Raw genomic sequence first — 21,951 nt, forward strand, 5'->3', positions numbered from 1 at the left:
GGTGGCGCGCCACGTCGTCCTGTTTGGAGATTCGATCCTCGATAACGCCTCCTATGTCGAGGGCTGGCCGGACGTATCGGCGCAGTTGCGCGCCAAGCTCGATCCCGAGGACAGGGTCACCCTGCTGGCGGTGGATGGCAGTATCTGCGAGCAGGCGGAGCGCCAGCTGGACCGGTGCCCGGCCGATGCCACCCACGCGATCCTGTCGTCGGGTGGCAACGATATCCTGCATCACGCGGCCTTGCTGGAGCAGGATACCTCCACGGTCGGCTCTGCCATGGCCTTGCTCCTGCAGGCGCGGGCGGAGTTCGAGCCGCTGCACCGGGCGCTGGTGGAGCGGGCCGGCCGGCTGCCGATCCCGGTGGCGGTCTGCACGATCTACGATGCCGACATGGGGCCGCTGATCGCCACGGCCATGGGGATCTTCAACGACGCGATCTCGCGCAATATCCATCGCGAGGGCCTTGACCTGATCGACTTGCGGATCGTCTGCGACGAGGCCGCCGACTACGCCAACGCGATCGAGCCTTCGGTGGCCGGCGGGGCCAAGATTGCCACCGCCATCGCGAGTTACGTGACCAGCGTGAGCGACAAGGCAGCGAATTCACGCGTTTTTGCCTGAGAGCGGCTTTCACCCCCTACTTTTCCCCAAGGAATCCGGTCAACCACGCCGGAATCCTTGCCCGTATCAGCACCTCCGCTAAGGGTATGAAGGCAATTTACCGGCGCAGCCATGCGAATCCGGGCTTATCCGGCACCGCTGCGCGAGACTTGGGGAACCATTTGCGATGAAGGCCACCATCGAACGCGCGAAGCTGCTGCGTTGTCTTTCTCACGTCCAGTCCGTGGTGGAGCGGCGGAACACCATTCCGATCCTCTCCAACGTGCTGATCGAGGCGGACGAGCAGGGCCACGTCAAGATCATGGCGACCGACCTCGACCTGCAGGTGGTGGAACACCTGGAGGCCAACAGCGTCGAAAGCGGCGGCGCGATCACCGTGTCCGCCCACCTGCTGTTCGACATCGCCCGCAAGCTGCCCGACGGCAGCGAGGTGTCGCTGGAGACGGCGGACAACCGCATGGTGATCAAGGCCGGGCGCAGCCGGTTCACCCTGCCGACCCTGCCGCGGGACGATTTCCCGGTGATCGTGGAAGGCGACCTGCCGACCAGCTTCGAACTGCCCGCGGCGACGCTGGCCGAGCTGATCGACCGCACGCGTTTCGCCATCTCCACCGAGGAAACCCGCTATTACCTCAACGGCATCTTCTTCCACGTCGCGGACGAGGATCGCCCGGTGCTGAAGGCCGCCGCCACCGACGGCCACCGCCTGGCGCGCTTCACGCTGGACCGTCCCGACGGCGCCGAAGGCATGCCCGACGTGATCGTGCCGCGTAAGGCCGTTGCCGAGCTGCGCAAGCTGCTGGAAGAGGCGATGGAGGGCAATGTCGCCATCGACCTGTCGCCGTCCAAGATCCGCTTCACCCTTGGCGGTGAAGGCGGCGTGGTGCTCACCAGCAAGCTGATCGACGGCACCTTCCCCGATTACAGCCGCGTGATCCCGACGGGTAACGACAAGCTGCTGAAGGTCGATCCGAAGTCGCTGTTCGCCGGTGTCGACCGCGTGGCTACCATCGCCACCGAGAAGACCCGCGCCGTGAAGATGGGCCTCGACACCGACCGCGTGACGCTGACCGTCACCAGCCCGGACAACGGCAACGCCACCGAAGAGGTCTCCTCGCAGTACAGTTCGGACCCGATGGAGATCGGCTTCAACGCCGGCTACCTGAAGGACATCCTGCAGCAGATGGACGCCGACACGGTGGAATTACACTTTGCCGATGCCGGCGCCCCGACGCTGATCCGCAAGGACGAGTCCAGCCCGGCGCTCTACGTGCTGATGCCGATGCGGGTGTGATGCCGTAACGGGCGACGACGTGCCCGTCTGGTCCATCGCAATCGGCTTCCTGTTGTTCTTTGCAGCCCTGTGGCTGCTGGTGACCACTGTCCTGCACAACCTGTCCGGGTGGGCGAAGCTGCAGCGCGCCTTTCCTTACGAGCCGGCCCATGTGCTTGAAAGCATGCGATTCGTCAGCGGGGCGATGGGCTACCTGCCGCTGGGCGGGGTCCAGTATGGGCAGTGCCTTTCGCTCGACGTCTGCCGCACCGGATTGCGGGTAAGGGTCTGGCGCATCTTCGGTATCGTCTCGCGTCCGTTCCTGGTGCCTTGGCGGGACATCACCGTCACGCCGCGCCGGGTGCTGTTCTTCCCGTGTTACCGGCTGGGTTTCGGCGATCCTGAAGTGGGGCAATTGACGCTCAGCCCTTGGGCGGTTCGGCGCATTGAACGTGCGGCCAAAGGCAGCTTCGCGGTTCCCGGCTCCTAGTTCGCCGCCTTGATCATCGCCTCGATATCGACGAATTTCTCACGCGGAGCGCCTTCGCGGGCGGCCTTGGCCTCGGCTTCCTCGATCTTCTTCCAGTCCTTGAAGGTAACCACGTCGAGACCCTTCTCGGCGGCATAGGCATCGAAGCCGGCGCGCCCTTTCTTGCCGGCACTGCCCAGCGTGCCGCTGGCGATGTCCTCGGCAATCTTGTCGATAACGGTAAATCCGTCGGGCTTGTTGGTGCCGATCGTGCCGGAAGGTCCGCGCTTGGCCCAGCCGACACAGTAGAGGCCGGGCAGGATGCGCCCCTCGTCGTTGGCGAAACGGCCGGCGCGCTGGTCGAACGGGACGCCGGGGATGGGCGTGGTGCGATAGCCGATGCAGCTGATCACCAGGTCGGCGGGCAGGCGCGCGGTCTCGCCGGTGCCGACGGCGCGCCCCTTCACCAGCTCGGTGTGCTCGATCTCGATGGCTTCGACCTTGCCGTCTCCCAGCAGCGCCTTGGGCTGGGCGAAGAAGGCAAATTCGATGGCGATACGCTTTTCGGCGCGGATGTGTTCGGGCGTAGCGGCGAATTGGCGCAGGATGGTCACCGACTTGCGCAGGCCGGGTTCGAGCAGGGCATCCTCCGCCTCGTCCGGCAGGTCGCCCTGAGCGACATGCGGCGCGGCGCACTCCAGGTGGGCCAGCTCGCCCAGTTCTTTGGGCGTCATCATGATCTGGTGCGGCCCGCGGCGGCCAAGCAGCACGATCCGCTCGATCTTCGACTGGCACAGCGCCTCCAGCGCGTGACTGACGATGTCGCTGCCTTCGAATTCGCAGTCGGTCTTCGACAGCATCCGGGCGACGTCCAGCGCGACATTGCCCATGCCGATGACGACGGCGGTAGAGCCCGACAGGTCGGGGTTTAGCTCGGCAAACTTGGGGTGGCCGTTGTACCAGCCGACAAAGGCCGCGCTGCCGAAAGCGTTGGCCAGGTCCTCGCCGGGAATGCCCAGTTCGCGGTCTTCCGGCGCGCCGGTGGCGAGCACCACCGCGTCGTACAGCTCCTGCAACTGCGCGATGGTGATGTCGCGGCCTACTGCCACATTGCCCACGAAGCGCACGTTCTCGGTCAGCGCGGTTTTCTCGTATCGGCGCGAGACCCCCTTGATCGACTGGTGATCGGGCGCGACGCCGGTGCGGATCAGGCCGTAAGGCACTGGCATCAGGTCGAAAATATCGACGCGAACATCGTCGCCGAAGTGCTTTTGCGCGGCTTCGGCGGTGTAGTATCCCGCCGGACCCGAACCGATGATCGCAATATGCCGCATGCCGCTCTCCCCGCTGCCCGCTGACAGTCGCCTGATCTTGTAACAAATTAACCCTTTACGGCAATGCGCCCACCCTCGGCTTTGCCCGGAGAATTTCGCCCATGTGAAAGCTTGCCCGATTAACCGTTTTTCAAAGGGGTTTGGGGCAATAGCGGAACATGAGTGGTGGGAGCCGATCGGCGATCCAGAGGGTCAGGCGCGCAAGCGCCGACGCGCAGTCGCGCGAACAGGACCCTGCGCCCAGCGTCTTCCCCGAGCCAGCAAGCCAGTCGACAGCATCGACCGCCAACGCGCGCGACGTGGTCAGGGAAGTGCTTCCGGATCGCCGCGTCGAAGAGCGCAGGGAGCCGGTGCTGACACGCCGCCCGGAGCCGTCGCGCGACGTGCTCGAACTGAAGGAAATCTTCCCGCGCGAATGGCACTACATGTTGCTGGTCATGATCGCTGCGATCGGAGCCGGCTTCGCGATGAGCTCGGCCTGGCCGAGCCGACTTTCCGGCGTCCCGCTGATCCTGTCGGTCCTGCTGATGGCGCCGCTGCCCAAGGTCTGGGATCTGGTTGCCGCGCGCAGCATGCGGCACAAGCTGGCCGCCGCCACCTTCGCCATCTTCCTGCCGCTGTTCCTGTTCGGATACGGCAAGAACGAATGGGCCGTGGAAGGCGGACTGACATGGGACGTGACGGTGGTGGCGATGCTGGCCGTCAGTTCGATTTCGGTCGTCTACCTGCGCCGCACGCCGGCCATGATCTTTGCCGCCCAGATCGCGCTCTGGGCCGCGATCGTGGCCGCCACCGGATCGCTGGTCGGGTTCGTCGCGCTGGGCATCGGCTTCGTCCTTGCGGTGCTTGTCACCCGCGAACAGATGCGCAAGGCGGCGCAGCGCGAGGAATTCAGGTTGATGCAGGAACGCGTTGCCACCCGCGCCCAGGACATCCTCACCGACTACGAAGAGACCGGGCAGGGCTGGTTCTGGGAAACCGATCGCCGCTCCTTGCTAACCTACGTTTCACCGCCCGTGGCAGAGGCGCTGGGCAAGCAGGCGGAGGACCTGCTGGGGCAGCCGCTTACGTCCCTGTTCGACCTGCAAGTGACCGGCGGCGAGGGTGAACGCACGCTGATGTTCCACCTTTCTGCCCGCTCGGCGTTCAGTGAGCTGGCGGTTCGCGCAGCCGTGTCCGGCGACGAGCGCTGGTGGGCGATTTCGGGTCGGCCGCTGTATGACCATTTCGACAACTTCATCGGCTTTCGCGGCTCCGGCACCGACCTGACCGAGCGCAAGCGGAGCCAGGAACACGCGACGCGCCTCGCCCGGTACGATTCCCTCACCGGGCTCGCCAACCGCTTCCAGATGGGACAGGCGCTGGAAAAGATCGTCAGTGCCCCGCAGGAGGCAAACCGCCACTGCTCGGTGCTGCTGCTCGACCTCGATCGCTTCAAGCACGTCAACGATACCATGGGACACCCTGCCGGCGACGCGCTGCTGAAGCAGGTCGCCCAGCGGCTGGAGCGCGCGGTCGGCAAGCTGGGACAGGTGGGCCGTCTGGGTGGAGACGAATTCCAGGTCATCGTGCCCACGCGAACCGACCGCAACCAGATCGCATCGCTTGGCCGCGACATCATCAATTCGCTGTCGCAGCCCTATTCTATCGATGGGCAGCGCGTGGTGATCGGCGCCTCCGTCGGCATCGCCACCGCCCCTGACGATGGCTCCACCAGCGAGGCGCTGATCCGCAATGCCGACCTGGCGCTCTATGCAGCGAAGGATGCCGGGCGCGGTCGTTATCATTTCTACTCGCAGGACCTTCACGCCGAGGCCGAGGCGCGGTCGCAGCTCGAAGACGACTTGCGGGATGCCATCCATAAAGGCGAACTGCAGCTATTCTACCAGCCGGTCATTTCCTGCGAGAGCGAGAAGATCACCGGGTTCGAAGCTCTGATGCGCTGGCAACACCCGGTGAAGGGTTGGGTTTCCCCGCAACGCTTCATCGAGACCGCCGAAGATACCGGGATGATCCAGCAGATCGGCGAATGGGCCTTGCGCAAGGCTTGCGCGGACCTGGCGACATGGCCCGAGGAAGTCAGGGTCGCGGTGAACGTCTCCCCGGTGCAGTTTGCCAACCTGCAATTGCCCACTGTCGTCGCCAATGCCCTGGCCCATGCGCAGGTGCATCCCTCGCGGCTGGAGCTGGAAATCACCGAATCCGTGTTCCTGCAGGATGACGCGGGGACCGACGCCATGTTCGCCGCGCTGAAGAAGCTGGGCGTGCGATTGGCGCTGGACGATTTCGGCACCGGCTATTCTTCGCTGGGCTATTTGAAGAAGGCCCCGTTCGACAAGATCAAGATCGACCAGAGCTTCGTGCGCGGGGCCACGCAGGAAGGCAGCCGCCACGGCGCCATCATCGCTTCCATCACCAGCCTCGCCCATGCCCTGGGCATGGATACCACCGCCGAGGGCGTGGAAACGCTGGACGAGCTGGAACTGGTGCGCATGCACGGCTGCACGCACGTGCAGGGTTTCATCTACGAACGACCGCTGAGCTTCGAGGATGCCACCGAACGCCTGGCTTCCGGACTGGCTGCCGTGGCGCGTGGCCCGCGGTCGAGCCGGGCGCCGCGCCAGACCATGCTGCGCAAGGTTGTGCTGGACCACAACGGCAACCTCTACAACGGCGTGGTCAAGAACATCTCCACCACCGGGGCACTGATCGAGGGTCTCTGGAACGTCCCGGTCGGCACGATCTTCAAGGTGCAGATTTCGCAGAAGCACCTGGTGACCTGCACCGCGCGCTGGTGCGAGGATGATCGCATGGGCGTGGAATTCGCCAATCCGCTGCAACGAGACGGTGCCGGCAGGATCGCGGCGATCCAAGGTGAGGCAGCAGCGTCGCGCTCACCGGAATCGTTGGAGAAGGCTGGATGACCGGCCGGCCAGGGGGTCAGGCTTAGCGGTTTGGTAAGCCTATCTGTTTAGAACGTTTGCGCGGGAATACGCTTGCTGCGCTTCGTCGGAAAAAGCGCATTGATTGGAGTAGTTGGCAAGATGGGTGTGCGAGACATGTGGAAGGGATTTGGCGGACAGCAGTCCGAACCCGTCCGCGTGCCCGACGCAGAAGCCGTGGCAGCCAAGCTCGCCAAGGTGAACGTCAGCGATCGCGAACGCCTGCAGATGCTCGAATGCTTCGAGAAGAGCGATATCGCCTGGTTCTGGGCGACCGACGCGCAGAACCGCCTGACCTATCTTTCGCCCAAGGCCCTGGCCCAGTTCACTACCGAACGCGAGGTAATCGGTGAACCGTTGGCGAGTGTCTTCAAGACGGTCAACGTCGAGCACGACGAGACCGAGACCAAGCCGATTTCCTACATGGTCAGTTCGCGCACCAGCTTCGTCGAACAGCCAGTCCAGCTGGTGAATGAGGCAGGAAGTGCGGGCACCGGCAAGTGGTGGGAGCTGACCGGACGCGCGCAGTTCGACAAGAAGCAGGATTTCATCGGTTATCGCGGCATCGCCCGGGACATCACCGATATCTACGAAGAACAGCTGAATGCCTCCAAGCTGGCGGAATTCGATTCACTGACAGGCCTGGCCAATCGTCACCGCATGCAGCGTCGATTGGAAACCACGCTCAACGCCTACAGGATCGAGAAGCGCAGCTGTGCGCTGGTGATGATGGACCTCGACCGGTTCAAGCAGGTGAACGATACGCTAGGCCACCCGGCGGGCGACGAACTGTTGCGCCAGGTCTCGCAACGCCTGCAGAGCATCGCTCCGGGCGGGGCCGAGATCGGGCGTCTTGGCGGTGACGAATTCCAGCTCATCATTCCCGATATGGACGATCGCGGGCGGCTGGGCGAAATCGCCAATCGCATGATCCAGATGATCTCGCAGCCCTACTCGGTAGAGGGCAGTCGCGCCATCATCGGTACTTCCGTCGGCATCGCCATCGCCCCCTATGACGGCATCATGCCGGCAGAACTGGTAAAGGCGGCCGACCTGGCGCTGTATGCGGCCAAGGGCGGCGGTCGTGGCCAGTTTCGCTTCTATTCGAACGATCTGAAGGAAAATGCTGACGATCGGCGCGAGATCGAGGAAGACCTGCGCGACGCCATCCATGCCGGGGAACTGGAAGTGCACTACCAGCCGCAGGTGGGCACGAAGGATCACAAGGTTCGCGGGTTCGAAGCCCTGGTGCGCTGGAACCACCCGGAACACGGGCCGATTTCGCCCGCCACCTTCGTCCCCATTGCCGAAGACAGCAACCTGATCGAGGAACTGGGTGCGCTGGTCCTCAGGCAGGCCTGCAAGGATGCCGCGCAATGGCCCGGCGACCTGCGCGTTTCCGTCAATGTCTCGGCGCGGCAGTTCCTGAACGAGGAACTGCCCAACCTGGTCGAAAAAGCCCTCCAGGAATCCGGGCTGGAGCCACGCCAGCTGGAACTGGAGATCACCGAGACGGTGTTCATGGGCGACATGGGCACCACCGATGCCATGTTCGCCCAGCTCAAGAAGCTGGGCGTGAAACTTGCGCTGGACGATTTCGGCACCGGCTTCTCGTCGCTGTCCTATTTGAGCAGCGCGCCGTTCGACAAGATCAAGATCGACCAGAGCTTCGTGCGTGGTTGCACGGACGAAAACCACTCGAACCACGCCATCATCACGGCCATCGCCAGCCTGGCGCGCGCGCTCGGCATGGCTACCACCGCCGAGGGCGTGGAGGCGCTGGACGAACTGGAAATCATCGCCGGCCTGCATGTCGACATGGTGCAGGGCTTCATCTTCTCGCGCGCCATGCCGCAGGATGCCCTGCTGGAGAAACTCGGCTCGGGCGAACTGCTGTTCGAGCCGGTCGGACCGGCGAAGCACCGTGCGGAACGTCGCACCCTGCTGCGCAAGATCGGCGTGGTGCACGAGGACCATCACTATACGGCCATGCTGCGCGATCTTTCGCGCACGGGCGCCCGTATCGAGGGGCTGCTGGACGTGCCGGTGGGCACGCCGCTGGTGCTGGACCTGGGGGAAGGGCAGATTGTCGTCTGCGTCGTGCGCCGCTCGCAGGACGCAACCCAGGGCGTGGAGTTCGAGACGCCGCTGGTGTCCAACGGGGCAGGGGGGCTGTGCACCCGCCACCGTGTCTCGCCCTACATGCTGGCCGCTGCCGGCATGCCCTTGCAGGCGCTGCCGAAGGGGCATCACCTGGCCGCCGTGGCCGCGGCTGGCGGGGGAAGCGGCCCCCAGAGCCGTCCGCAGTTCATGCAGGTGGATATCGGCGCGGGATCCTCGCGCGCAGGCTAAGCGCACGCGGGTGCGCAATCCTTGCTGACAGGCGGTTCGCCCTCCGCTAGAGGGCGCGCCATGACCAAACTGTCGCATATCCGTAATTTCAGCATCATCGCCCATATCGACCACGGCAAGTCCACCCTGGCGGACCGGCTGATCCAGCACTGTGGCGGCCTGACCGAGCGCGAGATGAGCGAGCAGGTGCTCGACAACATGGATATCGAGCGCGAGCGCGGCATCACCATCAAGGCGCAGACCGTGCGGCTGAACTACACCGCGAAGGATGGCGAGACCTACGAGCTCAACCTGATGGATACGCCGGGCCACGTCGACTTCGCCTACGAGGTCAGCCGCAGCCTGGCCGCCTGCGAGGGCGCGCTGCTGGTGGTGGATGCGGCGCAGGGCGTGGAAGCGCAGACGCTGGCCAACGTCTACCAGTCGATCGAGCACGACCACGAGATCGTGCCGGTCATCAACAAGATCGACCTGCCCGCCGCCGAGCCCGAGAAGGTGAAGGCGGAGATCGAGGATATCATCGGCCTCGACGCGAGCGAGGCGGTGCTGACCAGCGCCAAGAGCGGCATCGGCATCGAGGACGTGCTGGAAGCCGTCGTCGCCAAGATCCCGCCGCCCAAGGGCGACCGCAACGCCCCGCTGAAGGCCATGCTGGTGGATAGCTGGTACGACCCCTACCTCGGCGTCGTCATCCTTGTCCGCGTGATGGACGGCGTCATAACCAAGGGCCTCAACGTCAAGTTCATGCAGGGCGGTACGCAGCACCTGGTCGACCGGGTCGGCTGCTTCAGCCCCAAGCGCACCGACCTGCCCGAAATCGGCCCCGGCGAAATCGGCTTCATCACCGCGCAGATCAAGGAAGTCGAACAGGCCCGCGTGGGTGACACCATTACCACGGTGAAGAACGGCGCTCCCACCCCGCTGAAGGGCTACAAGGAAGTGCAGCCGGTTGTATTCTGCGGCCTCTTCCCGGTCGACGCGGCGGATTTCGAGAAGCTGCGCGAGTCCATCGGCAAGCTGCGCCTGAACGACGCCAGCTTCAGCTACGAGATGGAAAGCAGCGCCGCGCTGGGCTTCGGCTTTCGCGCCGGCTTCCTCGGCCTGCTGCACCTGGAGATCATCCAGGAACGCCTCAGCCGCGAATACGACCTCGACCTGATCACCACCGCGCCCAGCGTGGTCTACCGCGTCCACCTTGGCCACACCAAGAACGAGGACGCCAAGGTGATCGACATCCACAACCCGGCGGACTGGCCCGACGTCAACCGCATCGAGATGATCGAGGAGCCTTGGATCAAGGCAGTGATCTACACGCCTGACGAATACCTCGGCGCGATCCTCAAGCTGTGCCAGGATCGCCGCGGCATCCAGACCGACCTCACCTACGTCGGCGGCCGCGCGCAGGTGAGCTACGAGTTGCCGCTCAATGAAGTGGTGTTTGACTTCTATGATCGCCTGAAGAGCATCAGCCGCGGCTATGCCAGCTTCGATTACGAGCAGATCGGCCTGCGCGAGGGCGACCTGGTGAAGATGAACATCCTGGTGAACAACGAGCCGGTCGATGCCCTGTCACTGATCGTCCACCGCTCCGTGGCCGAGGAACGCGGCCGCGGCATGTGCGAGCGCCTGAAAGACCTGATCCCGCGCCACCTGTTCAAGATCCCGATCCAGGCCGCGATCGGCGGCAAGATCATCGCCCGCGAAACCATCCCCGCCCTGCGCAAGGACGTGACCGCCAAGTGCTATGGCGGCGACATCACCCGCAAGAAGAAGCTGTTGGAAAAGCAGAAAAAGGGCAAGGCCCGCATGCGCGAGTACGGCAACGTGAGCATTCCCCAGGAGGCGTTTATCGCTGCCCTCCGGATGGGGGAGGAGTAGCTCCACAAAAAATGGGCGCGGGCCGGCGTGAGCGACCCGCGCCCTGTCAGCATGACGGCGCTGGTGGTGGCAGTCTCCGGTCAGGAACTGCCGTCACCTCTTGGGTCAGCGTGTGGCGCTGTCATACTCCCCCTCGACGTAGCCGAAGGTGTTGTCGACTTCGTTGCCCAGCGTCTCGAAGGCGCCCGCCAGGGCGACCGCGACCAGCGAGGCCAGAAAGCCGTATTCGATACCCGTCGCGCCGCGCTCGTCGGCACGCAGGGCGTGTAGTGTGTGGGTCATTGCCCAAGTCTCCTCGGGAGGCCTGCCAGGACAGGTGATTCCCTTTTTGCGCAGCGGTCCCCGTGCTGCTTGCCCTGCATGTAACAGTCGGCGTTAGCGGCGCGCTGACGAACGCGATGAAGGGGCGTCGTTAACCCGGTGTTGGGCATGTTCGGCGCGCGCTTGCGCCGTTGCGGCTCAGCCCGGCTTGCGGGCGGAGACGAGCGAGTAGTAGCTGCCCGGCGTCTTGCAGGCGCGCACGTCCTCGAATCCGGCGGTTTCCAGCAGCGTGGCGAACTCGGGCAGGGTATACTGCTTGCCCAGCGTGCCCATCAGCATCATCAGGCTGAAGCTGGCGGCGGACCAGGGGCCGGTGCCGTCGTCATCCATCAGGATCTCGTGCAGGAAGATTCGCCCGCCCGGCGCCAGTGCCTGGTAGGACTTGGCGGCGAGGATGGCGTTGGTCTCCTCCGACCAGTCATGCCAGATGTTGGCGAAGAAGTGCGCATCGTGCCCCTCCGGCCACTCTTCCTCGAACATGTTCAGCCCGCAGGTCGATACCCGGTCGGCCAGTCTCGCCGCTTCGACATGCTTGGCCGCCTCGACGCACATTTCCTTCAGGTCGAGCAGGGTCACGCGCATCCCTTCATGGGCGCGGGCCAGTTCGATACCGTAGACGCCGGAGCCGCATCCCACGTCGAGCAGGCTGGTGACGTCGGTGAAGGCGGGCTGCATCGCCGCACCGCGAGCCGGGCCCATGGAGTGGGCGTGCATGAAATCGGAGATGCGTTTGGCCACCTCGGCGCTCATTGTCCCGCGCTCCCATTCCGGGCCGCCGGCCACGCGGTTCTCCGGCCGCTTGCCGGTGCGCACCATCTCGATCAGCTGGGCATGGAGGGGGATGGTCTCGCGGAAACGGAACAGGAAGCCGCCCCAGTAGCCGGTCGCATCGGGGTGCAGCCACATGCGGGCAGGGGCGGTTGCCGACCAGCGCCCGTTGCGTCGCTCGACCATGCCAAGCGAGGCAAGGGCGCCCAGCAGCACGCCCAGCGCGCGCGCATCGACCGAAAGCGCTTCCGCCAGCGCCCCGGTATCGAGTGCCTCGTTGCCGATCGCGCGGAACAGGCCGAGCTCGTCCGCCACCGTCACGGCGGGCAGCGTAAATTGCGATTGCCAGATATCCCAGATGGCACGATCGTCCGTGCCGGGCGGTAGCGGTCCCATAGCGTCTCCCCTCGCGTTTCGCGCCATCTATAGCGAAAGGCTTGAAGCCTGCCAGCGTCTCGTGTCATGCAATTCGCGAGGAGCAGGAGGACGAGAGGCCCATGGCAACGCAGGTGAAATCCTCGATCGAGGACGATGCACGGCAAGTGCGGGCAATGATGCGCTATGTCGACGAGGGCGACTTCGTCACGCGGCGCTATGTCAGCCAGGGCAAGGAACTCAACACCGGCACCTATTCCGACCACGAGGTGATCATTCGCGACGGCATGCCGATCCGCGACCATTTTACCCTCGACACCCACGGCTTCATGATCGCCAGGAGCGCCAGCGCGGTGACCGATTTCTACGATAGGGCCACGGTCGAGCGGCTCTACGAGCGCGAGGTGGAAGCCGACGTCGTGCGCCTGACCGGGGCGGACAAGTGCGCCGCGCGCGGCTGGATGCTGCGGACCAGTGCCGACCTTACCGAACATGCCAGCAAGAAGAGCGAGGGCTACACCCACCACGGCGGCCTCCAGCCGCCGGCGGGTGAGGCGCATGTCGACACCGCGCCGCGTACGGCCGAGCGCATGGCACGCCAGACCTACGAGCAGTGCTTTCCCGACGGGCCGGGTTTCAAGCGGTTCCTCATCACCAGCCACTGGCGCACCTTCTCGCCGCCGCCGCAGGATATCCCGCTGGCGCTGTGCGACGGGCGGACAAGCTTCGGCGGGGAGGAAAAGGACAATACCCTGCTGATCGTCGACGAGTTCCCCGAAGGTGACGCGCTGACCGCGCCGGTGCCCGGCGAGGAGGACATGCTCGCCGCCACGATCTTCTCCTACCACCCGTCGCACCGCTGGTGGTATTTCGCCGGCATGGAACGCGACGACGTGCTGCTGTTCAAGTTCTACGACAGCGATCACGAGCGCACCTGGCGTTGCCCGCATTCGGCCTTTGTGGACGGCTCTGCCAAGGCGCCGAACGTCCGCGAAAGTATCGAATGCCGAAGCGTCGCCTTCTGGGAATAATCTTGCGCGCACTTTTGTTGCAGTGCAGCAAAACCGTCAAAATTGTCGCCAAAATGTCACACGAAACTATCTCGTGTGAAACCTCTTCACAGTGTGATTGTATGCAGCGCCGCAATGGTGTTTGAGGCACGGTCAGGAAGGAGGGGTATGGACGCCTAAAGCTGAAGTTCGGACATAACGAACAAGCCTTGGCAGCCTTCCTTTCGTCGAATTCTCCCACTTACCAGGAGCATTTTAATGTTGATAAACAGGAAGAAGGCCTCGCTGCTGGCGAGCACCGTGATCTTCGGGTCGCTGGTCGCAACTCCAGTCTACGCGCAGGACGAAGGCGCATCGGAAGATAACGGTACGATTCTCGTTACCGGTACCCGTATTGCGCGTCAGAACGTTGACACCGCAGCGCCGATCGCGGTCGTCGACAGCGAAGAGTTCTCGCTGTCGGGTACGGTGAACGTCGAAAACGTGGTGAACCAGCTGCCGCAGGTCATCCCGGGCTTCACCTCCAACTCGAACAACCCCGGTACCGGTACCTCCACGCTGAACCTGCGTGGTCTGGGTTCGGCCCGCACCATGGTGCTGGTCAACGGCCGTCGCTGGATGTTCTACGATACCGCCCAGATCGTCGACTTGAACACCATCCCGCAGTTCCTGCTGGACGGCGTTGACGTTGTGACCGGTGGTGCTTCGGCTGTGTACGGTTCGGACGCTATGTCCGGCGTCGTCAACTTCCGCCTGCGTCACGTCGACGGCGTCGAAGTTGGTGGCCAGTACTCGGTCACCGACCGTGGCGATGGCGACCGCTATCAGATCCACGGTGCCATCGGTACCGAATTCGCTGACGGCCGTGGTCGTGCCACCGTCTTCGGTGAATACTACAACCGTTCGTCGGTGTTCCAGGGCGACCGTGACTTCTCGTTCTTCGCACTGGGCGGCGAGACTTTCGGCCTGAACCTGCTGCAGTTCGGTTCGTCGACGGTTCCGCAGGGCCGTTTCAACGCTCCGGGTTCGACCACCGTTGACGGTGTCAGCTACCCGCTGGCTTCCGGCCTGACGATCGACGACGCGCTGTTCGACACCCCGGGTGTTGCTCGCGCTCGTGCCGGCGACACCTACAACTACGCTCCGGTCAACTACCTGCAGATCCCGCAGGAACGTTACCTGATCGGCGGTTATGCCGAATACGAAATCTTCGATGGCGTCGAAGCCTACACCGAAGTTTCCTTCGTCAACAACCGCGTTGCCCAGGAACTGGCCGCCACCCCGGTGACCGGTACCTTCAACATCGATCTGGACACGGTGCAGCCGTTCTTCGACGCTGCCACCTTCGCTCAGCTGCAGACGCTCGACCAGCGTGAAGAAGACGTCAACGCAGCCCGTATCGCGGCCGGCCTCGCGCCGAACCAGGCGGGTCCGGGTGTTGTACGTGCCTTCATCCAGCGTCGTATGCTGGAAACCGGCCCGCGTAACAGCCTGGACGAGCGCAACGCGTTCCGTGTCCTCGCTGGTCTGCGTGGTGACCTGGGCCAGTACATCAACTGGGACGCGTACTACATGTACGCACGCACGCGTAACGCGAACGTCCAGTCGGGTAACATCTCGCGCTCGGCCTTCCAGGCTGGCCTCGATGGCACCGGCACTGCGATCAACCCGTTCGGTGCTGGCACCCTGACCGATGCGATGGTGAACGCTGTCACCATCCAGGCCCAGAACGGCGACATTTCGACTCTCGAAGTCCTGACCGGCTACCTCTCGGGTACCTTCGGTGACTTCGCGATCGGCAATGCCGCTCCGATCGGCTTCGCACTGGGTGGTGAGTATCGCCGCGTTGCTTCGCGCTTCATCCCGGACACGGCGCTCTCCTCGGGTGACGTTATCGGCTTCAACGCCGGTAGCCCGACCGACGGTGCGTACAACGTGCACGAGATCTTCGGCGAACTGCAGATCCCGATCATCGAGACCGACTCGGGCCTCACGCTCGACGTCAACGGTGCAGCCCGTTACTCCGACTACTCGCTGACCAACGTCGGCGGTGTCTGGGCCTACGCTGGCGGTATCGAGTTCTCGCCGATCCCGGACATCAAGTTCCGTGGTCAGTACCAGCGTGCTGTTCGTGCTCCGAACGTGGGCGAGCTGTTCGGCGGTCAGGCCATCGGTTTCCCCGGTGCAACCGACCCCTGCGGTAACGCTACCTTCCTGGCGGCCAACCCGGGTGCCGACGCAATCTGTGTCGCTACCGGTGTGCCGCAGGCCAACCTCGGCAACGCCGCTGTCGTTCAGCTGAACGCTCAGATCCCGGCGCTGTTCGGTGGTAACCCGGGCCTGCAGGAAGAAACCTCGGACTCGTGGACCTTCGGTGTCGTGCTGCAGCCGGAAGCAATTCCGGGCCTGACCATCACGGCTGACTACTTCGACATCGTGATCGAGGACACCATCTCGATCGCTGGTGGTAGTCTCCAGGGTCTGTTCGACCTGTGCTACGGCGACATTCAGGACGTGAACAACGCGGCCTGTCAGCCGTTCGTCGGCATCCGTAACAGCGATGGTGCGATCACCGTGAACGCTCCGCCGCTCGTTTCGTCGGTCAACATTGCCGAGCTGGGCGTGTCGGGTATCGACCTCCAGGTCAACTATGGCATGGACCTGCCGTTCTCGGTCTTCACCAGCGGTGGTGTGTCCGACTTCAACATCTCGTTCCTGGGTACCTGGACCGAGAGCTCGTACTTCGTGCCGATCGCCGCGCTGCCGCGTACGATCGAGTGCGCCGGCGAATTCGCCAACGAGTGCGGCGAACCGACTCCGTCCTTCAAGTGGACGAGCCGTTTCACCTGGGTTGATGGTCCGTTCACCTTCTCGACCCGCTGGCGTCACCTGAGCGCCGTGGACGATGACGACGTGAGCACCGACTACACGCAGTTCAACGGTATCGAGCGCATCGACGCCTACGACCTGATCGACCTGACCATGTCGTACGACTGGAACGACATGATCACCCTGTCGGTCGGTGTTCGTAACCTGTTCGACACCCTGCCGGGTGCGCCTGAGTTCGACGCCAACGGCTTCGTGACCAACCGTCCGAACTCGCTGCTGCTTGGTGACAACCAGGAGCAGGCCAACACCTACCCGTCGACCTACGACGTGCTGGGTCGCGACTGGTTCGCATCGGTCCTGTTCCGCTTCTAAGCGACAGATCGAAGCGAGTTATCGCTAAAGAAGGGGCGGGGGACCTTAGGGTCTCCCGCCCTTTTTCTTTGCGTGGTGCAGGCGGCAGGCAGCGCAAGACCCAAGCCCAAGGGCGGTCGCCTGCTGCGCGAAAGCGCTGATCCTATTCGGGCTTGGTGAGAGTCAGGAACGTCGCGAACGGCGTGGCTGCGGCCCCGTCGCGCAGTTCCTCGCTGGAAGAGAGTTCCAGCCCGGCCGCTTCCAGCACGGCGACCAGCTTCTCGCCGGTTCCGGCGGCCTCCGCGGCCATTTCCAGGGAGGCGATGCGGCCCAGCTCGTTCTGGGCCTGGCCGACGATCTGGTCGATTACCGCCGCGGTATGCGCGGGCGGATCGTTGCGGCCGAAATGCAGCGTCCGGCGCAGCGCCTCGGCAATTTCCCATGCGGCCGATTCCGGGCCGAACTTTCGCGCCCCTTCCTCGGGAGCCGTCGCCACCTCGGGCGGGACGGTGGCAATGCCCATCTGCCGCAATTGCAGACTGCGCTTGGCGATACCGGGCAGGTCCTGTTCCTCGATGGCCCAGGCGATCTGCTGCCTGCGTTTGCGGTTATGCGCGAGGATCGGGCTATCGGTGCGATGCGTGATCGCGCCGAAGATGCCGCCGGGCTTCAGCACGCGCGCCACTTCGGCGGCAGCGCCTGCGATGTCGCCGTATTCGAAGCCGAACTGGCTGGTGGCCGCGGCGAAGATCTCATCCGGGAAGGGCAAGTCGCGCATCAGCACACCCGCACGCACCTTCGCGCCGCGTGGCGGCGTCGGCAGTTCGCTGGCCTGGTCGATCCCGACCGGCTTCAGGTCGCGCCGGGCGGCCAGCAGCTTGGCCATGACGCGCCCGTCACCCGTGCCAAGGTCGATCACCCGCACGCCGCGAGGCAGCTTGTTCGCGAAGGCGCTCCAGACGTCGGTCTGCACCTGGTCGATGCCTTGCCAGGCATCGGGCAGGCAGCCGCCGCGGGCGCTGCCGGAGGCATCGGTGTTGGCTTCCCAAAAGGCGTCCCACGCCTGCCGACTGTCCTTCTTCGCGCTCATGCCGCGACTATGCGGCGAGGGTTACGTCAAATGCAACCGTCATCCGGCGGCCTTCCGCAAACGGCCGGGTGCCGTGGTAGAGCGTGCTGGGAAACAGCGCGAGGTGGCCCGCCTTGGGGCGCAGCGCGTAGAGCGGTTCAAGCTCCACGCGCAGGTCGCGCGCAGGGCGGCCAAGTTCGATCCAGCCTGCGCGATCATCGTCGTCGCCAAGGCTCTCGGGCAGTTCGCAATAGAGGGCGGAGGAGACGATACCCTGCGGATGGATATGCGCGGCGTGATGGTGCCCGCCGCCGCTGAGCCGCACCGACCATGATCCGCTGATCCACCACGGTGCAGCGCGATGCGCGAGCAGCGGATGGGCCTCGTCGAGCGGCGGCAGGCCCTGGCGATATTCCTCCAGTGTGTCCTCGATCGCGGTGCGCAGGGCGAGCAGTTCCGGCTCCTCGCGGTCGAACAGGATGCCGCGCGTCTGCGAGCCGCCTCGCAGCGACTGCCCCAGAGGCATCGGGGCGGTTTCATGCAGCTCGTGCAGCACCGCGATGGCCGGAGCGAGGACGCTGTCGGCGTCGTGCAGCGCCAGCAGGCGCACGAAACCCTCCTGCCCGTGCAGCCATTCCGCCTGCGGGTTGTCGGTCAGCCGCCACAGGATATCGCGCAATGCCCATGCCGAGATGCTGAGCGGAGCCAGTTCGAGTGCGCGCGTCAGCGCCTTGTCGGCCCGGTCGTAGTGCGCCAGCCGCAACGAATGCCGGGCTTCCTGCACCCAGCGGTTCTCGCTGTCGATCTCCAGCGCGGAGAACAGTCGCTCGGCTTTCTCGTCGTCCCCGGCCGCGCCCGAATAGATCGCGTGCATCAGCCGGAAGTGCTCGATTTGCGGGAAGGCCTTGCATGCGCGCGCGGCAACCTCGGCGGCCTGTTCGTTGTAGTCGAGCCCGGCCAGTTGCGTGGCCCACTCGGCAAGGATGTTCGGGTCCTGCGGCACACGCTCCGCGGCGGTGCCGTAATGCGAGGTGAAATCCTCCTCGCCTTCGCCCAGGCGCAGCTGCGCCAGGAACTTCAGTCCCTCTGTCCAGTGCGGTGCCTGTGCCACCAGTTGCTCGGCGATTGCATGGGCGCCCCCGGCATCGCCCGCCACGTCCAGCGCTTGCGCCTTGCCGAGCCACAGGTCGGCATCACCTGAATTGACGGCCAGGGCCCGATCGAACCGCTCAAGCGCATCCGCCTCGCCACGTTCCAGCGCCACGCGCGCGCGGCCATGCAGCGCGCGTACCCGCTGCGGTTCGATGGCCAGTGCCCGGTCGTACCACTCGGCCGCTTCGCGTTTGCGACCGAGCGCGCGTTCCGACGAGGCGCGGGTGGAGCAATAGGCCGGGTTTCCGCGGCCCAAGGCTTCCACTGCCTCAAGCTCGGTCCTCGCCTCGGCAAATCGACCGAGGGTGTTGAGGGCAATGGCGTGGTTGAGGCGGAAATCGAGTACCTCGGGCGCCAGCGCCACGGCTTGCGCGAAGTGCGTCTGCGCAGCGGCAGCATCGCCTGCCTTCATCGCGGCGTGGCCGGCGCTGTTGGCCTGTGCTGCTGCCGGCGGAACGCTCACTTGTCGCGCAGCCACCCGCTGATGGCATAGCGCCCGCGCGGCGCGAACGGGGGTACGTAGGTGACCGCATGAGCCTGCGGAACCCTGAACAAATTCAAGGTGTTGAAGCGCGGCATGAGACCCGTTTCGATGTTGCCGTCGTCATCGTAGAAGACCAGGTAGCCGCCCCAGTCGGGGTACCAGTCGTCGATGGTAAGGTTGAGGACATAGGCGATCCGCCAGCCTTCCTCGACATGGCTGTCGATATGCTTCCCGAGGAAGTGGTTCGGGCCATAGCAACTGGCGTGCCCGTCCGCCTTGGCAAGCTCGGGAATGCCGGTGACATCGCGCATCAGGCCGAGGAAATCAGGCGCGTTGAGATATTCCAGCAGCAATTCGTGCGGGCCGCCCGGCTCCCACTGTTGCTGCAAGCCTTCGACCAGCGAGTAGCGATTGCAGCGAAAGGCGTAGTCCCGGTTCGCGGCACTGCGATCGGTGGCCTTCACCAGCTCGACGATTTCCTGTCCCACGGCCTGGTTGCGCAGGTCTCGCCCGCGCCAGCTGTGCGGCTCGCTATGCGTGCCCGCCTGCAGCGCGATACCCCATTCGGTACCCTGGATCAGGATGTTGCGCAGCTCGCGTGCGGTCTCGTCGGTGAGGACGTTTTCGATCTGCAACCTGCTGTCGGCAGCGAATCGCCGGGCGAGGTTGGCGCGATCGAGATCGGGGTTCAGTTCGAACAGGGCTTTGGCCATGCCGCAGCCTATAGAAAGCGTGTCCCTACGGCGCCAGTCCCGGACAAAAAAAGAGACCCGCCGCGAGGCTCTCTAGGAAGCCATCGCAGACGGGTCAGCTTGAGACCTTGCCTTTGGTGCTAGTTGGCTCTAGCCCGTGCGCATCTTACCCTACGCCCGGTTGAGGCCTGGTCCCGGTTCGCTAAGAAACCATGCCGGGTCTCAACCGCGCTGCTGTTCAGCGGCGCGAACGGCGATTTCCCGCTCGAAAGTCTTGATCGTCTCGGCGTAGCAGCTGCGTGCTTCGCTGCTCGGCAGCGCGCGGCCGGACGTGCGGTAGTCGATGCCGCAGACTTCCTCTGCCGCGCGGTTCAGGCGACGCTGCAGCGCGCTCTGACCTTCCTGCGTCGACAGGTCGAGGTCGCTGTAGCGGACCGACACGGTCTCGCCGCCGTCACGGGCGTCGGCGAGGGCCGGGGTTGCAATCATGGCGCTCGCGGCGATCGCGGCGGCCAGGCCAGTCTTCATCGAAATCGTCTTCATTTTACACCTCCACTTGTTTGCTCTGGCCCGCAAATTTGGGGGACGGGCCGAAGCGATGATTGTGGTGTAGACAGGGGTTTGCGTCAGGGCATCACAAGGTCGACAGGACCGTGGCTGGTCTCGACCAAGGCCGCCTGGACCCGACAACCGGCCAACTTTCATCGACAAACGTCGAGGCATTTTCAGGTGCAACCAATCGGCCACGGCAGGTCGGGCGGCTATATAATGTGGTCATGAAGGGGATTGGCGGCGTCACTTCACTTGGCGTTCAGCGCGCGGCTAGTTATAGGCGGCGCATGACTGCGAAGCTTTTCGTTCGAAACGCGCTGGTGTGCGCGACGGGTGCCATGCTGCTGGCGGGTTGTGGAGGCGGTCGCGATACCGAGCCGAACGATCTCGCTTACGTCGCGCGCGACGTCGAATCGCTCTACACCGCGGCGAAGGACCGGCTCGATCGCGGCGACCTGGTGCTGGCCGCCGGCCTGTTCGACGAAGTGGAGCGCCAGCATCCCTATTCGCCCTGGGCGCGCCGTGCCCAGCTGATGAGTGCCTTCTCCTATTACGCCGCGGCGGATTACAACCGCGCGATCCAGTCGGCCTCGCGCTTCCTGTCGATCCATCCGGGCAACCGCGATGCGCCCTATGCCTATTACCTGATCGCCATCAGCTATTACGAGCAGATCAGCGACGTGGAGCGTGACCAGGCGATCACCCAGCTGGCGCTGGCCGCGCTGACCGAGATCGTCCGCCGCTATCCCGAAAGCCCCTATGCCGACGATGCGCGGCTGAAGATCGACCTCGTCAACGATCACCTGGCGGGCAAGGAAATGGAGATCGGTCGATTCTACGAGCGGACCGGTCAGTGGCTGGCCGCGCAGCTGCGCTTCCGCAACGTCGTGGATGACTACCAGACCACCAGCCACACGCCCGAGGCGCTCTATCGCCTGGTCGAAACCAGCCTGTCGCTCGGCTTGCTGGAAGAGGCACAGCGTTACGCTGCGGTGCTGGGTGCCAACTATCCGGGTTCGGAATGGTACCTGAAGGCCTTCGACCTGATGGAAGAGCACGCGCCGGAACGCGTCGCCACCTAGGCTTCAGGTGCCGTAGCGCCAGTCCACTTCGGATTGCTGGCGACGATTCATTTCCAGCAGGTCCCGCATTTCGGGAAGGTGCAGCGAGCGGCCGAGCCGCACGCCGGCGAGGCCATCATGCGCCCAGCGGATGGTGCCCTCCAGCTCCAGCCCGGTAGGGGTTACGATCACTACCTCGTCGCCCGCTTCGTACTTGCCGCGGTCGAGATTGCTGATCCGAGCGCCTTGCTGGGAGAGTTCGATCAGCAGCCCCTGCACGGTCTTGCGGCTGCTGCGACGCAGCTCCACCGGCAGGCGCGTGGCGTAACGCTTGTATGCCCTGATCGTGAGCACCGACATCGCGGCGGGTCCCTCCTGAGGTTGCCCACCGATTAAGCGCAGATAATGGTTAAGAAA

Annotated in this window: 17 protein-coding genes; 9 read left to right on the forward strand and 8 right to left on the reverse strand. The window is 64.5% G+C overall.

Annotated features, from left to right (window positions below):
* Nucleotide 1: 1 nt before the first annotated feature.
* The 3 genes from OZN62_RS00645 to OZN62_RS00655 all read left to right on the forward strand — a co-directional run bounded on the left by OZN62_RS00645 (nt 2) and on the right by OZN62_RS00655 (nt 2,385).
* Complete coding sequence (locus tag OZN62_RS00645; protein ID WP_269100683.1) at nt 2-622, forward strand: SGNH/GDSL hydrolase family protein; 621 nt, start codon at nt 2-4, stop codon at nt 620-622.
* A gap of 166 nt (nt 623-788) precedes the next feature.
* Nucleotides 789-1,916: a DNA polymerase III subunit beta gene (gene dnaN / locus OZN62_RS00650; RefSeq protein WP_269100684.1), complete on the forward strand. Its 1,128-nt coding sequence runs from the start codon at nt 789-791 to the stop codon at nt 1,914-1,916.
* 19 nt (nt 1,917-1,935) lie between these two features.
* On the forward strand, nt 1,936-2,385 hold the full coding sequence (locus tag OZN62_RS00655) for a hypothetical protein (protein ID WP_269100685.1): 450 nt from the start codon (nt 1,936-1,938) through the stop codon (nt 2,383-2,385).
* On the opposite strand, the gene OZN62_RS00660 is transcribed toward OZN62_RS00655, so the two are convergent.
* Nucleotides 2,382-3,698, reverse strand: a complete 1,317-nt coding sequence (locus tag OZN62_RS00660; RefSeq protein WP_269100686.1) for an FAD-dependent oxidoreductase — start codon at nt 3,696-3,698, stop codon at nt 2,382-2,384. The two genes, OZN62_RS00655 and OZN62_RS00660, sit on opposite strands and share 4 nt — an antisense overlap.
* A 158-nt stretch (nt 3,699-3,856) precedes the next feature.
* Here OZN62_RS00660 and OZN62_RS00665 point away from each other — a divergent pair, with 158 nt between their 5' ends.
* The 3 genes from OZN62_RS00665 to lepA all read left to right on the forward strand — a co-directional run bounded on the left by OZN62_RS00665 (nt 3,857) and on the right by lepA (nt 10,870).
* Nucleotides 3,857-6,622: an EAL domain-containing protein gene (locus OZN62_RS00665; protein ID WP_269100687.1), complete on the forward strand. Its 2,766-nt coding sequence runs from the start codon at nt 3,857-3,859 to the stop codon at nt 6,620-6,622.
* 135 nt (nt 6,623-6,757) lie between these two features.
* Nucleotides 6,758-8,992 (forward strand): EAL domain-containing protein, encoded by a 2,235-nt coding sequence (locus OZN62_RS00670; protein WP_269100688.1) that lies wholly within the window; start codon nt 6,758-6,760, stop codon nt 8,990-8,992.
* A 60-nt stretch (nt 8,993-9,052) separates the two neighbouring features.
* Nucleotides 9,053-10,870: a translation elongation factor 4 gene (lepA, locus tag OZN62_RS00675; protein ID WP_269100690.1), complete on the forward strand. Its 1,818-nt coding sequence runs from the start codon at nt 9,053-9,055 to the stop codon at nt 10,868-10,870.
* A gap of 105 nt (nt 10,871-10,975) precedes the next feature.
* On the opposite strand, the gene OZN62_RS00680 is transcribed toward lepA, so the two are convergent.
* Nucleotides 10,976-11,152 (reverse strand): Flp family type IVb pilin, encoded by a 177-nt coding sequence (locus tag OZN62_RS00680; protein WP_269100691.1) that lies wholly within the window; start codon nt 11,150-11,152, stop codon nt 10,976-10,978.
* A gap of 177 nt (nt 11,153-11,329) precedes the next feature.
* Entirely contained in the window at nt 11,330-12,355 is a 1,026-nt protein-coding gene (locus OZN62_RS00685; RefSeq protein WP_269100692.1) for a methyltransferase, read from the reverse strand.
* Between the two features lie 101 nt (nt 12,356-12,456).
* Here OZN62_RS00685 and OZN62_RS00690 point away from each other — a divergent pair, with 101 nt between their 5' ends.
* Both OZN62_RS00690 and OZN62_RS00695 read left to right on the forward strand, forming a co-directional pair.
* Entirely contained in the window at nt 12,457-13,365 is a 909-nt protein-coding gene (locus OZN62_RS00690) for a CmcJ/NvfI family oxidoreductase (RefSeq protein ID WP_269100694.1), read from the forward strand.
* A gap of 237 nt (nt 13,366-13,602) precedes the next feature.
* Nucleotides 13,603-16,545 carry a TonB-dependent receptor plug domain-containing protein gene (locus tag OZN62_RS00695; protein WP_269100695.1) on the forward strand — a complete coding sequence of 981 codons (2,943 nt, stop codon included), beginning with the start codon at nt 13,603-13,605 and terminating at the stop codon, nt 16,543-16,545.
* 142 nt (nt 16,546-16,687) lie between these two features.
* Here OZN62_RS00695 and OZN62_RS00700 read toward each other — a convergent pair whose 3' ends face one another.
* The 4 genes from OZN62_RS00700 to OZN62_RS00715 all read right to left on the reverse strand — a co-directional run bounded on the left by OZN62_RS00700 (nt 16,688) and on the right by OZN62_RS00715 (nt 20,464).
* Complete coding sequence (locus OZN62_RS00700; protein WP_269100696.1) at nt 16,688-17,614, reverse strand: class I SAM-dependent methyltransferase; 927 nt, start codon at nt 17,612-17,614, stop codon at nt 16,688-16,690.
* A 7-nt stretch (nt 17,615-17,621) separates the two neighbouring features.
* Complete coding sequence (locus OZN62_RS00705; protein ID WP_269100699.1) at nt 17,622-19,208, reverse strand: putative 2OG-Fe(II) oxygenase; 1,587 nt, start codon at nt 19,206-19,208, stop codon at nt 17,622-17,624.
* Entirely contained in the window at nt 19,205-19,942 is a 738-nt protein-coding gene (locus tag OZN62_RS00710; RefSeq protein ID WP_269100700.1) for a 2OG-Fe(II) oxygenase, read from the reverse strand. Before OZN62_RS00710 ends, OZN62_RS00705 begins: the two co-directional genes overlap by 4 nt.
* A gap of 201 nt (nt 19,943-20,143) precedes the next feature.
* On the reverse strand, nt 20,144-20,464 hold the full coding sequence (locus OZN62_RS00715) for a UrcA family protein (RefSeq protein WP_269100702.1): 321 nt from the start codon (nt 20,462-20,464) through the stop codon (nt 20,144-20,146).
* Between the two features lie 296 nt (nt 20,465-20,760).
* Here OZN62_RS00715 and OZN62_RS00720 point away from each other — a divergent pair, with 296 nt between their 5' ends.
* Nucleotides 20,761-21,555 (forward strand): outer membrane protein assembly factor BamD, encoded by a 795-nt coding sequence (locus OZN62_RS00720; protein WP_269100704.1) that lies wholly within the window; start codon nt 20,761-20,763, stop codon nt 21,553-21,555.
* A 3-nt stretch (nt 21,556-21,558) separates the two neighbouring features.
* Here the strand turns inward: OZN62_RS00720 and OZN62_RS00725 are convergent, their stop codons facing one another.
* Entirely contained in the window at nt 21,559-21,894 is a 336-nt protein-coding gene (locus OZN62_RS00725; RefSeq protein ID WP_269100706.1) for a PilZ domain-containing protein, read from the reverse strand.
* Nucleotides 21,895-21,951: the final 57 nt, after the last annotated feature.

Origin of the sequence: Aurantiacibacter sp. MUD11 (genome assembly GCF_026967575.1) — a bacterium.
Taxonomy (GTDB): domain Bacteria; phylum Pseudomonadota; class Alphaproteobacteria; order Sphingomonadales; family Sphingomonadaceae; genus Alteraurantiacibacter.